The sequence below is a fragment of the Nocardia crassostreae genome (genome assembly GCF_001613405.1).
In the GTDB taxonomy this organism is placed as follows: Bacteria; Actinomycetota; Actinomycetes; order Mycobacteriales; family Mycobacteriaceae; genus Nocardia; species Nocardia crassostreae.
On sequence record NZ_BDCH01000014.1, the window covers coordinates 401,775 to 414,834 of the forward strand.

General features: G+C 69.1%; 9 protein-coding genes and 3 pseudogenes. 6 read left to right on the forward strand and 6 right to left on the reverse strand.

Features of this window, described 5'->3' with window-relative positions; translation table 11 throughout:
• Positions 1 to 83: 83 nt before the first annotated feature.
• From NC4_RS14440 to NC4_RS14455, 4 genes are read right to left on the reverse strand one after another with little or no spacing between them, the layout of a single operon-like run.
• Positions 84 to 893: an FAD-dependent oxidoreductase gene (locus NC4_RS14440; RefSeq protein ID WP_067537622.1), complete on the reverse strand. Its 810-nt coding sequence runs from the start codon at positions 891 to 893 to the stop codon at positions 84 to 86.
• Positions 894 to 3,272, reverse strand: a complete 2,379-nt coding sequence (locus NC4_RS14445) for a type I polyketide synthase (RefSeq protein WP_218021108.1) — start codon at positions 3,270 to 3,272, stop codon at positions 894 to 896.
• A gap of 9 nt (positions 3,273 to 3,281) precedes the next feature.
• Positions 3,282 to 4,409, reverse strand: coding sequence for a 3-oxoacyl-[acyl-carrier-protein] synthase III C-terminal domain-containing protein (locus tag NC4_RS14450; RefSeq protein WP_067538089.1), 1,128 nt, complete (start codon positions 4,407 to 4,409; stop codon positions 3,282 to 3,284).
• Positions 4,410 to 4,414: 5 nt separating this feature from the next.
• Entirely contained in the window at positions 4,415 to 4,681 is a 267-nt protein-coding gene (locus NC4_RS14455; protein WP_067537628.1) for an acyl carrier protein, read from the reverse strand.
• Positions 4,682 to 4,905: 224 nt separating this feature from the next.
• Between NC4_RS14455 and NC4_RS14460 the strand changes: the two genes are divergently transcribed.
• The 4 genes and pseudogenes from NC4_RS14460 to NC4_RS42630 form a co-directional block, all read left to right on the forward strand.
• Entirely contained in the window at positions 4,906 to 6,282 is a 1,377-nt protein-coding gene (locus NC4_RS14460; protein ID WP_067537631.1) for an FAD-dependent oxidoreductase, read from the forward strand.
• Positions 6,279 to 6,431, forward strand: a complete 153-nt coding sequence (locus NC4_RS42620; RefSeq protein WP_245721680.1) for a hypothetical protein — start codon at positions 6,279 to 6,281, stop codon at positions 6,429 to 6,431. The genes NC4_RS14460 and NC4_RS42620 overlap by 4 nt, the downstream gene beginning before the upstream one ends.
• Positions 6,432 to 6,443: 12 nt before the next feature.
• A pseudogene (locus NC4_RS42625) lies at positions 6,444 to 6,821 on the forward strand (methyltransferase family protein); the annotation flags it as partial.
• A gap of 15 nt (positions 6,822 to 6,836) precedes the next feature.
• Positions 6,837 to 7,373 (forward strand): annotated as a pseudogene (locus tag NC4_RS42630) (methyltransferase); the annotation flags it as partial.
• Positions 7,374 to 7,385: 12 nt separating this feature from the next.
• Here NC4_RS42630 and NC4_RS14470 read toward each other — a convergent pair.
• Positions 7,386 to 9,314, reverse strand: a complete 1,929-nt coding sequence (locus tag NC4_RS14470; protein ID WP_169814800.1) for a helix-turn-helix transcriptional regulator — start codon at positions 9,312 to 9,314, stop codon at positions 7,386 to 7,388.
• 572 nt (positions 9,315 to 9,886) lie between these two features.
• Between NC4_RS14470 and NC4_RS42635 the strand changes: the two are divergent.
• A pseudogene (locus NC4_RS42635) lies at positions 9,887 to 10,282 on the forward strand (chorismate--pyruvate lyase family protein); the annotation flags it as partial.
• Positions 10,283 to 10,317: 35 nt separating this feature from the next.
• A complete protein-coding gene (locus tag NC4_RS14480) occupies positions 10,318 to 11,115 on the forward strand; it encodes an AMP-binding protein (RefSeq protein WP_084529077.1) in 798 nt (265 codons plus the stop codon).
• A 120-nt stretch (positions 11,116 to 11,235) separates the two neighbouring features.
• On the opposite strand, the gene NC4_RS14485 is transcribed toward NC4_RS14480, so the two are convergent.
• The gene (locus tag NC4_RS14485) at positions 11,236 to 12,933 is read right to left on the reverse strand and encodes a glycoside hydrolase family 13 protein (RefSeq protein ID WP_067537641.1); all 1,698 of its coding nucleotides are present in this window, start codon (positions 12,931 to 12,933) and stop codon (positions 11,236 to 11,238) included.
• Between the last annotated feature and the right edge of the window lie 127 nt (positions 12,934 to 13,060).

Here is a 13,060-nt window from a genome sequence, read left to right on the forward strand (position 1 = left end):
AAGACGTCGCGGTCGTACTCGACGACCGCTGCCGCGGCGGGCAGATAGCGGACTTGGGTCAGGAGCTTGGCCAGTGCCGGGAATTAGTCCGTGGCCAATTCGGCCGCCGCCGCGGCGGGGAGGGCGAGAACCACCGCGTCGTAGTGGCGGTCCACGGCGGGGCCGCCGCCTTCGGACAACGTCAGGCCCCGGACTCGACTGTTGCGCACCAGCATGCGCAGTGCCGTGGTCCGGGTCCGCAGAGTGACGCCCTGGCGGGCCAGTTGGGCCACCACCGGCTGGATCCCGTCGGTGAGCTGTTCGAACTCGTCGATGATGGTGGACAGGACCATGCCGAAGGACCCCAGATGCACTTCGTCGGGTTCCGCGCCGTGCATCCATATCGTCATGGGAGCCAGCAGCTTTTGCGCGATGACCGGGTCGAAGTGGTCGGTCAACGGTTTACGGTCGCCGAGGCCCGCGAGTTTGCTGAAATAGCCCGGTGCCAGCAGCCCGGGCTCGTCCTGGGCGCGGCGGCTCAGATAGGAGAACTTCACGACGTCGGGGGCGGCCGCCCCGGCGCCGACCAGATAGCGGAGCGTGCTGGCGGGATCGCGGTGGTCCAGAGCGACGAGTTCGCCGTCGACGAGGTGGGTGAGGCGCATCCACGCCGGTTCCAGGGGAAAGGGGCCGAGGTCGGTGAGGAATTCGCGCAGCGCGGTGTATTTGGCGCCGATGAGCCGTCCGCCGACCATGATGGGGCGGCCGCACAGGATGCCGGGGCCGCAGCGGCCACCCGGCACGGCGGCCCGATCGATGAGGTCGACCTGATGTCCCGCGCGCCGGAGCCGGTGCGCGGCACCCAGGCCGGAGATGCCCGCCCCTACCACCGCGACTCGCCCCCCGCTCGCCATCTAGCGGCCCAGCCAATATCCGCGATGCTGGAATGCGTAGGTGGGCAGATCCGTTCGGCACGCGCCCGAACCGGCGTAGAGGGCCGCCCAGTCCACGGGCGCACCGGCCGCGTGGGCGGCGGCCAGCGCGGTGAGGACCGATATCGCCGCCCAGCCGGGACCGCGAGTGGCGTTCAGTGCCGCGACTTCCACCACATCGGTATCCGATGCGACCGCCCCGCGCACGGTCGCACCAATGTGGTCGACGGCCTCGGGCCCACCGAGCTCCACCAGGACCACGCCGTCGCGCTTCGCGACCCACGCCAGGGCGCTGTCGAAGCCAGTATCGCTGGGCGCCAGCGGTATTCGCGTGCAGTCGGCCACGTGGGCCGCGGCCTGCGCTCCCCCGCCCCGGCCGATCAGGTAGTCCGCCCCCAGTCCGAGCGACTCCATCACCCGATACAACCCGACCTGCGTGGCGAAGCGATAAGAATCGGTTAAATTCTCGATACCCCACAGTCTTTGGACGTCCGCACTGTCATCTTGCACAATGCCGAGCAGCTGCGCGGAGACGGCGCTCTCGCGCGAGATCTCGTCGAATGCCGTTCTGAATAGCGGGAAGTCGCGATACAGCTCGCGCACCGCACCCGGTTCGGGAAGCGTATCCAGAAACAGCAGAACAGTTTTCGCCACCGGCGAGGCCTGCCCGCACACCACCGCAACCGACCCACGCCCCGCCGCGAGGTCGCCCGCGGCCCCGATCAGCTCGCCGAGCTCCCGGCCGACGAGCAGCGCGCGATGTGGCAGCCGCGCCCGCGACACCACCAGCGAATACCCGATATCGGCGGGATCCACGTCAGCGCGGGCAGCCAGGAACTCCGTCAACCGCGCCGCTTGTGCCGCCAGCCCACGCGCCGAGCGCGCCGACACCACCCAGACGTGCCCCGGAGGCAGACCGGTACCCGGCCCCTCTTGATCCGAATTCTGCTGCTCCGGAGCCTCTTCCAGAATCACATGGGCATTGGTTCCACTGATACCGAACGAGGACACCGCCGCCCGCCGCGGCACTCCGGTCTCGGGCCACTCCTGCGCGGTGGTGGCCAGTTCCACCCGCCTGCGCTCCCAATTCACATGCGGGGTAGGCGCATCCACGTGCAGCGTCGGCGGGACGACGCCGTGCCGCAACGCCAGCACCATCTTGATCACACCGGCCACCCCCGCGGCCGCGAGGCTGTGCCCCATATTCGACTTGATCGACCCGAGCAACAGCGGCCGCCGTCGCTCCCTGCCATAGGTGTCCAGCAACGCCTGCAATTCGATGGGATCACCCAGAATCGTCCCGGTGCCATGCCCCTCGACGACATCCACCTCCGGCGCGGACAGCCGCGCATCGGCCAGCGCCTCGGCAATGACGCGCCGCTGCGCCGACCCGTTCGGTGCGGTCAGCCCATTGGATTCCCCATCGGAGTTGACCGCCGACCCGCGAATGACCGCCAGAATCGGATGCCCATTGCTTTGCGCCTGCGAAAGCCGTTCCAGCAGTAGCATTCCCACGCCCTCCGCCCAGGCGGTCCCATCGGCGGCCGCCGCATAGGACTTGCACCGCCCGTCCGGCGCCACCCCGCGATCACTGCTGCTGACGAACACATCCGGCGTCGTCATGACGGTGACCCCGCCCGCCAGCGCCAGCTCCGATTCCCCGCGCCGCAGCGAGCACACCGCCTGATGCAATGCCACCAGCGAGGACGAGCACGCGGTATACACGGTCACGGCCGGACCGTGTAATCCGAGCATATAGGCGATGCGGCCCGAAGCCGCCGCGGCGGCCACCCCGGTCATGAGGAATCCGCTCACCTCGGTGAGCTGGGCACCGCTCAACGCCCGGTAGGACCCGTCGATCACCCCGTAGGAGTTGCCGATCATGCCCACGAACACCCCGGTGCGGCTCCCGCGCAACGAGGTGGGATCCATCCCGGCCCGCTCCAGGGTCTCCCAGGTCACCTCCAGCAGTTGCCGCTGCTGCGGATCCATCGCCAGCGCCTCGCGCGGACTGATGGCGAAGAACCGGGCGTCGAAATCACCGGCCCCCGCCAGGAATCCACCCTTGCGCACCAGCGCCTGCCGGGTCGGGTCCGGATCGGTCAGGCCGCTCAGCGACCACCCGCGATCCGCCGGGAAATCCGAGATCACATCCCGCCCCGCCGCGACCGTCTCCCACAGCTGTTCCGGCCCGGTCACACCACCCGGGAACCGGCACCCCATGGCGACCACGGCAATGGGCTCGCTCGCCCGGAATTCGAACTGCCGCAGGCGCTCCCGCGCCTGTTGCAGTTCCCGCACCGCGGTGCGCAGATAGCTGCGCAGCTGCTCCTCCGCCATACCGCTGCCCTCCGGCGTCACCGCGGTTCGTCACGACCGGGGCGCGGCCACCGCGGTCAGGTGCATGAACGAGATAATGAACCGGCCGGATTCGGGCACCATGCACACCAGTGTGTCGCCCTCGCTGATCATTTTCTCGGTCAGCATCTCGTCGAGAATGAGATAGATGCTCGCCGAACCGACGTTACCGACACGCGTCAGATTGCTGAACCAGCTCTCCCGGCGCGCCGCGCCGATACCGCGCCGGGTGAACTCACCGAGCAGCAGCTGTTTCATCCGCTCGCTCGAGTAGTGCACCGGGAACCAGGTCACCCGCTCGGGATCGAAACGTCCGGCGGCAATGAGCTTCTCGCACTCCTGAATGCCAACTTCCACCAGATGCGGCAGCAATGACAGCTTCTGCCGCGGCGCCATGGCCCCGTCCACCGCGGCGGCCGTGGCGTCGGGATAGTCACCCCAGGTCTTGGTGCAGTCGCTGCCGAAGAACATGCACGCCTGTTCGGTATTGGCGTAGGAGGTCAGGCTGATCCAATCGATGCGCAGGCTGATCCCCTCGGCCGCGGGCTCGTCGCGCAGCACCGCGGCGCCCGCCCCGTCGGAGAGCATGTAGCGCAGGAAGGCGGTCTCCATCGGCAGCGTGCCGTCCTCCACCACCGAGCGCATCTGCGCATAGCGCGAACTCTTGAAACCGCGCGAGGCGAATTCACTGGCCACCACCACCGCATTGCGCTTCTCACCGGCGACGATCTGCAGATAGGCGTCCTTGAGCGCCATCATGCCGGAACTGCAGATGCCGTGTGCGGACATCACTTCCAGCGGCGCGAACCCCAGTTCGCCGTGAATCATGCTGGCGTGACCCGGTCCGAGCAGATCCGGCATGGTGGTCGCCGCCGCGAGGAACTCGACCTCGTCGGACCCCAGCTCCGCCCGCGCCACCGCCTCGCGGACGGCCGCGGCGGCCATCTGCGTATTCGAGTACACGGTCTGCTGTTTCTTGTCGATGGCGTAGTGGCGGCTGGTGATACCGCTATTGGCGAGGATCATCTCGCGCAGCTCGGCCGAGGCCAGCCCGGCGCGGCCGATATAGTCCTCGATCTCGTCGTTGGGCACCGGATCGCCGGGCAGGAACCGGCCGGTGGCGGTGATGTAGGCGGGCATGCGCGTCACATCCCCCCGGCTTGTCCGGCCGCGGCGCATTTGCGCTCCAGCAGGGCGATGAAGTCCTGGAAGGTTTTCACCGAGGCGATCCGCTCGTCGTCCAGGGCGATGCCGTACTTCTTCTTCACCAGATCCGCGATGGCGAGCAGGCCGAGCGAGTCCACACCGAGCTCGTTCAATCTGGAATGACTTTTGATTTCCTCCGGCTCGATCCCGTAATGGGATTCGAGATAGTCGAAAATGTCTCTCTGGATTTCGACTACGATCGACATTTCCGCCTCGTACTTTCACTAGGATATCGCGAATTCTGTCTCACTTCCCGCCAGTCTCCCGAGCACGGTCCGGCAGCGTCAACGAAATATCATGCGGGCAGCGGAATCCGGGCGTGTCAACCGCTATGCGGCGCACCCCTGGCCGGTGCGGGGCTTCCTTGCCCGGCCGGGCCGGGCATCGATAGAGTTCCGTTCATCACACGTCCCGGAAGTGGGTACGGTTCATGAGTATCGAGAATTCCCGCGATAACGCCGTTTCCACTCAGCGCGCCGTTGTCTTCCACTATTCCCAAACCGGTCAGCTGACCGATGCCGTCGACGCATTCACCGCACCCCTGGCCGCGGCCGGATGGCGCATTCGCCACGTCGCGGTGCGACCGGCGACACCGTATCCGTTCCCGTGGACCGTCCCGTCGTTCTTCGGCGTATTTCCGGCCTGTGTCGACGAACAGGCCGAAATCGCGCTGGCGACACCGGATTCGGAATTCCGCGCCGAGCCCGGCGAATTGATCGTGTTCGCCTATCAGGTCTGGTATCTGGCGCCCTCTGTGCCCATGCGGACGGTGCTCAACAGGCATCCGGAGCTGTTCGAGGACCGCGAGGTGATCTCGGTGGTGGCCTGCCGCAAGATGTGGCATTCGGCCGTGCTCGAGGTCGACCACCGGCCCACCGCGCTCGGCTCGCAGCATCTGGGCGCGGTCGTCGCGACCGATACGCGCCCGCAGTTCATCACCCTCGTCACCACCCTGCGCTGGACGTTCGGCGGACGCCGGGGCGGGCGCGGTCCGCTGGGCCGCGCGGGCGTCGACGACCGCGAACTCGCGCGGCTGCGCGAATGCGGCCGCGCCTGGGCGATACCCGATGCCACTGTCGTCGGCGCGCCGGTGGTGTATCCGGTCGCGGGCGCGGACCTCATGGCGGGCAGGCTTTTCCGGCGCTGGGGCCGGATGATCCGCGCCGGTGCGCGACGCAGTCCCGTCCTGGGTGCACTGGCCGTCGGCGCCTTCGTGGGCTGGCTGGGGTTGTCGCTGACGATACTCCCGCTGGGCGTGCTCCTGGCCCTGCCGCTGCATCGCCGCCTCGATCGCGCGATCGATCGCGCGCTCGGCGATATCCCCACCCTGCACCCACCTGCCCCCGCCGATATCACCACCCTGCGCCCACCGGACGCCACCGAGACCGTCGATACATCCACTGCCGCACTGTCTCCGGGTGATCCGCTCCCCGCCTACCCGCTGCGCCGCGACACCGGCGCGGAAACCACCGTCACCGAACTGTGCGAGACCGGATTGCTGCTGCTGTGCGACGCCGAATCCGAGCCGGTGTGGCGGGACGCCGTCGGGTACGCGCGCATCATGGACGCGACCCCCATTGCCGCACTGGCCGTTTCACGCACCCCGAGCACGACCGCCGACCGCCTGCACTATCCGGCAGGCGCCGCACTGGCCGGTTACGGACTCCACAACGGCGCCGCGGTCCTGGTGCGCGCCGATGGCATCGTGGCGGCCGTCCTGCGTGGCGGCGATCCGCATCAGGAACTCATCCGGGCGATCGACGAAGCCGCCCAGGACACCCGTCAACCGGAAGGCGATTCACGGTGACCACATCTCGATTCATCCCGCCCCCGCGCGTGGCGCGGGCGGCCGAATCCGCCCATGCCCGATTGCGCCGCTCATTGCTGCACGCACTGCCGCCGCCACTGGGCGTGCTGAACCTGGCCGACGGCTGGCTGCTGTCCCAGGCGGTGTGAACGGCGGCCCGGCTCGGCATTGCCGACACCCTCGCCGACGGCCCGCGCCCGGCCGACGAGATCGCCGCGCAGGTCGGCGCCGATCCCGACGCCACCTACCGGCTGCTGCGCATGCTGGCCGGGCACGGGGTCTTCCGCGAATTGCGCGATCGGCGCTTCGAACTCAATGCGGTGGCCGAACCCTTGCGCAGCGATTCCCCGCTGTCGGTCCGCCCGCTGCTGGCGGCGACCGCGCATCCGGTCATGTGGGCCACCGGCGGGGAACTGCTGCGCAGTGTCCAGACCGGCCGCAGCGGTCACGAGATCGCGCACGGCACCACCGGATTCGAGCATCTGGCCAGGGATCCGGAACTGGCCGCGGCCTTCCACGACGCCATGCGCGTGACCTAGCAGCTCGCCGCCGCGCCGCTGCTGGCCGCCTGTGACTTTGCCCGCTACGGCACGATCGCCGATATCGGCGGCGGCTCCGGCTATCTGCTCGCGGCCATTCTCGCCGCCGCGCCGCACAGCCGCGGCGTGCTCTACGACCTCGCTCCCGCCACCGCGGGCGCCCCCGAGGTGCTGCGCGCGGCCGGTGTGACCGAGCGCTGCGCCATCGAGAACGGTTCCTTCTTCGACAGCGTGCCCCCGGGCGCCGATGTCTACGTCCTGAAAAACATCATTCACGACTGGCCCGACGAATCGGCGCTGACCATCCTGCGCGCGGTGCGCGCCGCCCTCAGGCCCGACGGCCGACTACAGCTCATCGAGTGCCTGATTCCCGAGCAGCGCAACACCTCTCACCTGAGCCTGACGCTGGACCTGCACGTGCTGCTCACCATCGGCGGCCGCGAGCGCACCGCGACGGAGTATCGCGCGCTGCTCGGCGCGGCCGGTTTCGGCGCGGCCCGCATCATCGCGACGGCCGCGCCGCTGTCCATTATCGAGGCCGCCCCGGCCTAGCCGGGGCGCTCGTCAGCACCGGATGCTCAGCATGAACCGCAACTCACCTCGCCTGCGCACCTTCAATTTCCGGTAGACGCGGGTGAGGTGCTGTTCCACCGTGCTGGTGGTGATGCCCAGCTCGGCGGCGATATCGCGATTGCGCAGCCCGCGCGCCGCCAGCTCCGCCACCCGGTACTCGGCCGAGGTCAGCACTCCGGTCGGCACCGCCTCCGCGGGCGGTTCCGGCGGCTCGGCCGCGCGCGGCTCCCCGAGCTGCCGATACAGCTGCTCCGCCCCGCAGAAGCGGGCCAGCCGCATGGCCGAGCGGCGCAGTGTCCGGGAGCGGTGCGCGTCCCCGAGCTGATCGTAGGTGCGGCCGAGATCGCCCAGCACCCTCGCCAATTCGAGCCGGTCCGGGCCGCGGCGGATAATCGTCTCGGCGCGATGCAGCAGCACCACCCGTTCGGGTGGTTCGGCGGTGCCCGCGATCAACCGCAGCGAGACTCCGCCGCTGCCGTGCCGCTCCGCATCGCCGAGCAGATCCAGATGCCGTTGCGCGAAGGCGCGGGCGCGTTCATGATCGCCAACCTCGAGATACACCTGCGCGACATCATTGCGCCACGCCATCACACCGGGCTGATCCAGCCGCCAGCGCTGCATGAGCGCACCGCAGAGCTGGAAATCCACCAGCGCGTCGGGTGCGCGCCCGGTGGCCAGCGCGAGCTGGCCGCGGGCATGCAGATACAACAGCACCAGGCGCGAATCGAACAGTCCCAGCGGCACATCGCGCGCCATTTGCGCGCTCGCCTCCTCGAACCGCCCGGCGGCCGTGAGCGCGCGCACGCGGCAGGCCAGCGGGCGGGCGATGACAATGCCGAGATTCTCGGCGGGCACCTGATTCAATGCCTGAACCGACCGCTCGGACGCATCCGCCAGTCGGCCCTGCCGCAAGGCGATCTCGGCGTGCAGGCCCGCGAAGATGGCCATCCACGTCGGCGACAACCGCGCCGAGGCCTCGGCCAGCAGCGCATCGCACCATGCCGCCGCGACATCCAACCGGTCGGCGTAGACGAGGGCCTCCAATGCCGCGGTGAGCATTTCGACGGTCGCGGCATCGAGCCGGTGCCGGGACAGAATGCGGTGCGCCATGGCCACGGTCGACTCGCAGCCATTGCGGCCCACCACCGTCAGCAGATTCGTCCCCATACGATGCACATTGCCCGGATCGGCGCCCACCTTGTCCGGATCGGCCCCCGCGCTCGGCGTCGTCTCGTCACGGCCGCCCAGTTCCGGATAGGTGTACCCGACCCAGGAGCGCAGGAAGGCGAAATCATCGGAGGCCGTGGCGCGATCCCGGTCCAGCGCCGTCAGCGCCGCGCGGACGTCATCGACCCGCCCGTACCACAGCAGATACCGCATGGCCTCGCGCAGCGCGCCGTTCGACGCCGCGCCGCTGCGCACCGCGGTCTGCAACCGCGCGAAGTTGCGGGTGGCGGTGGACGGATTGACCCGCCACTCGATCGCGGCCAGCACACTGGCGATCTCGGCGCGGTCGCGACCGTCGGCGGTGGTCCGATACGAGAGCTCCAGATAGTCCATGGCCCGGCCGATCTGGTCGAGCGCGAGCGCGTCCTCGGCCGCGGCGCGCAGCACCGCGCCCATCCAGGGGTGGCGCAGGCCGCCGGAGCGCAGCAGGTGGTCGGCCACGGCGGTGACGGCGGCGCCGCGCTCGTGCAGGACCTCCGCCGCGCGCCGGTGCAGGCGGCGGCGATTGTCGACCCGCATACCGCGCAATAGCCGGATGGCGGTGTCGCGATTGCGGAAATGGCAGCCGTCGAGCACTCCCATATCGGACAATTGCGACAGATTCCGGTGTACGGCAACGGGATCGGCTTGCAGCAGCAGCGTAATGGTGGCGGCCGAACTCGCTTCGCCCAGAATGGTGATCGCCTCGGCCACCCGCAGCAACTCCTCGCAGCCGCGGCGCAGCCTGTGTACGATCGCCCGACCGCCATCGGGCGGGTCCGGAGCCGGAATTCGGTGCGGTACGGTCGATATCACGGCCTCGCAGCGCGGTACCGCCCCGCTGGTATATCGACGGCCCGGTTTCGGCACGGGGATCGGGCCGGAAGCCACGGCCTCGGCGACAATCGTCGGCGCCGAGTTCGCCGCTCCCCCGATTGCTCTCCGCTGATTGACACGTCTTCGGTGCGCCATATGACTGCCCCAGAATTTCGCTGTCCCGTAAAGGGGTCGGTCAGAAATGCACGGAAGTCCCTGCGCAATACTGCGGCGGCGTTGCCGAGAAACCGATCCATGAAGAGGTATACGGGGAGAAATGCCTCGCCGTTCTGCGGCGGTGCAGAAACCAGGAAACCTTACGGCGAGAACGCTTGTCAAGGTCGACTCGGCGGCCTCGCGATTGCGTAGGGGTCGCTGCGCGTAGGGGTTTGCGCACCCCTGACGCCGGGCCACACTCTGCGCATGAGATACCGATGCCGCCGACCCGGTCGCTCACCGGTCGCAGTGCCATGCTGACCGACGGCACGGTGACGCGCACCCTCGAGGCGCTGGTCCTGGAGCAGGTGCAGGCCCGCCGCGTGGTGCAGTACCAGATGACCGCCGCCGCGGTCGGCGACGACTGGCTCGATCTGCGGCCCAGTGATTCGGTGCTGGTCCGGCATGTGGATCTGGTCGGCGCCCGCAGTGAAACACGGTATGCGCGAGCGGAATCGATCATCGCGCCGCATCGGATGCCCTCGGGTTTCACCAGCGCGCTGGCGGCCGAGCCGGAAGGGATCGGCGCGGCCCTGCAGGCGGCCGCGGCCGAATCGTTCCGGCAGTTGCTGTACTACGGCCGGACCGACGACGCGGTGTGCGCCCGCTGCTACCGGATCTTCATCGCGGGTAAACCGGCGCTGGTGATCCGGGAGTGGTTCGTGCGCTGCTTCGGAGTGCCGAAATGGTGCGGACCCAGCTGTTGGTACCCCTCCCGGTGCTGCTGGCCCGGCGTGCGGCGCGGCTCGGCGATGCGGTGGCCTTCCGGGATCGGTGGCGATCGGTCGGATTTCGCGCCCTGGCCGAACGCACGGCCCGGCTGGCGGGCCATCTCGGCGATGCCGGGCTGGCGCGCGGTGAACCGGTGCCCATCCTGACCGGGAACCGGGTGGAGACCATCGAGGCGATGCTGGCGGTGGCGCGCGCCGGTGGTCTCGGTCTGCCGCTGCCGGTCGCGCGCCGACCAGTCCAATCCGGTTCGGCCACCGCGCGTTTGACGATCATGATCGGTGAATCGCCGGAGCTGCGGCACTTCTCGGGCCGCGTGGCGGCCCTGGAGGACCTCGCCACCACCCCACCGCGCACCCCGGCCCGCGATGATGTCGGCATCGATGAACCGGCATGGCTGCTGCGCGTCGGCGCAACCCAGCTGCTCGCCACCCAGCGCAGCACCGTATGGCCGGTGCTGGCGTGCCTGGACCTGCTCTGCGCCCGCGATCCCCGGCCCGTGCCGCTTCCGGTCGGGTGCGCGCATCTGGTGTGCCTGCTCGGCGTGCTCGCCGTCGGGGCGTCGGCGCGCCTGGCCTCCCCGCCCGCGGACGACCCCACGGGCCACGCGCTGTTCGAGCGCGTCGACCCGCTCGGCGGCACGGCCGACGGACGGCCGCTGCTGGGCCTGACCGTGCCCACCCCGGCCCCTCGCCCGCGAGTCATGACGAACCGTTCCCTCCAGCGGGTCCACGGCGCACTGGGCCGGAGCTGAGCAGCGCCTCGAGACATGCGGCCAGCCACGCCGCCACCAGCATCGATTGCGCCGTATCTGCTTCCGGGCCCGCACCGGGCGCGATGCCGATGGACGATGCGTCGGCATTACCGTAGGACGTCATGGCGGTGTCCCTTTCTCGGCGGGCCGGATTGGTTCCTGGTGTGGCTGTCCGGCGGTGTCGGTGGTCAGCCAGGCGGCGGTGTCGGAGGGCAGCGTGCGGTGCACGCCGGGTTGGGAGGCGGTGATGAGGCGCGCGCTCGTGGGCAGGTCGATGGGGTCGGGGGTGAGGTTGAGCCAGCACTGGGCGCTGCCGCGGGCGAAGGCGAGCACACCGGGTGCGGTTGCGAGCCACTCGAGCGTGGATTCGTCCGCAGCCCAGTGGATTCGGCGTTGCGCCAGGGCGGTGCGGTAGAAGCAGAGGAACGAGTCCGGGTCCGGGCGCTGGGCCGCGACGGTGCGGGATCCCCAGTGCGGGGGCTGTGGCAGCCAGGGAGGCGCGGGGGCGTCCGGGGGCGAGAACCCGTAGGGCGCACTGTCACCGAACCACGGCAGCGGGATGCGGCAGCCGTCGCGCCCGATATCGGTGTGCCCGGACTGCGCCCAGGCGGGGTCCTGGCGAACCTCGCCGGGCAGGTCCTCGATCTCCTCGAGGCCGAGTTCCTCGCCTTGGTAGAGGTAGGCGGTCCCGGGCAGCGCGAACTGTAGTAGGGCCGCCGCTCGCGCGCGGCGGCGGCCCAGCGCGAGATCGGCCGGTTCGATGGCCCAGCGAGTGCGTTCCCAATGTGATTCCACCGGATGATCGGGTTGCGAACGGGCATAGCGGGTGACGACCCGGGTGAGATCGTGATTGGACAGCACCCAGGTGGGCGGCGCGCCGACCGAGACCGCCTGTGCGACAGCGTCGTCGATAATGTCACGCAGCTGCCCGGCCCGCCACGGCGCTCGTGTCAGGTCGAACTGGAAGGCGGTGTGCAGCCCGTCGGGCCGCAGATACCGGGCCAGCCGCTCATTGTCGGCGACCCACGCCTCGGCGACGAAAATCCTTGGCGGGGTGTACCCTTCGGCGATATTGCGCCAGTCCCGGAACACCTCGTGCACCCCGTCCTGATCCCACCCCGGATGGTCGGTGATGCTCGACAGCCCCGCGGGCGGCCGCGGACCGGCGTCCGGGAGTGCGGGATCCTTCGCCATCCCGTGCGCGACATCGATGCGGAATCCGTCGATGCCGAGGTCGAACCAGAACCGCAGGGTGTCCTCGAACTCCCTGCGCACCTGGAGGTTCTGCCAGTTCAGGTCCGGCTGCCCGGGTGCGAAGAAGTGCAGATACCACTGCCCGTCCGGCACGCGGGTCCACGCGGAGCCGCCGAAGACGCTGGCCCAATCATTGGGCGGCAGTTCGCCCTTCGGCCCGCGCCCGGGCCGGAACCAGTAGCGGTCCCGCGCGCCCGGCGACTCGTCCAGTGCGTCCACGAACCACGGGTGCGCGCTGGAGGTGTGATTCGGCACCAGATCGATCAGCACGTACAGGCCGAACCGATGCGCCGTCTCGAGCACGTCCTCGGCCTCGGCGAGAGTGCCGTAGGTGGGGTCGATATCCCGATAGTCGGCCACGTCGTAACCGCCGTCGGCCATGGGCGACGGATACCACGGCGAGATCCAGATCGCATCGACTCCGAGCGCGGCCAGATACGGTATCCGCGATCGCAATCCCGCGAGATCGCCGATCCCGTCACCGTTTCCGCCGCTGAAGCTGCGCGGGTAGATCTGATAGACCACTGCTGTTCGCCACCAGGGCGCGGAAGGTGTCTGCGTCATGCCATTCCAAACATAAATATTTGCGTAATCTCAGATTTCGGCTGAGAAGTTTTCTCCAGTCTGAGCCGATCACCTTGAAGCGTCAACGTAATCCAGGGGTATATACGTTGGGAGTAAAGGCAATTCA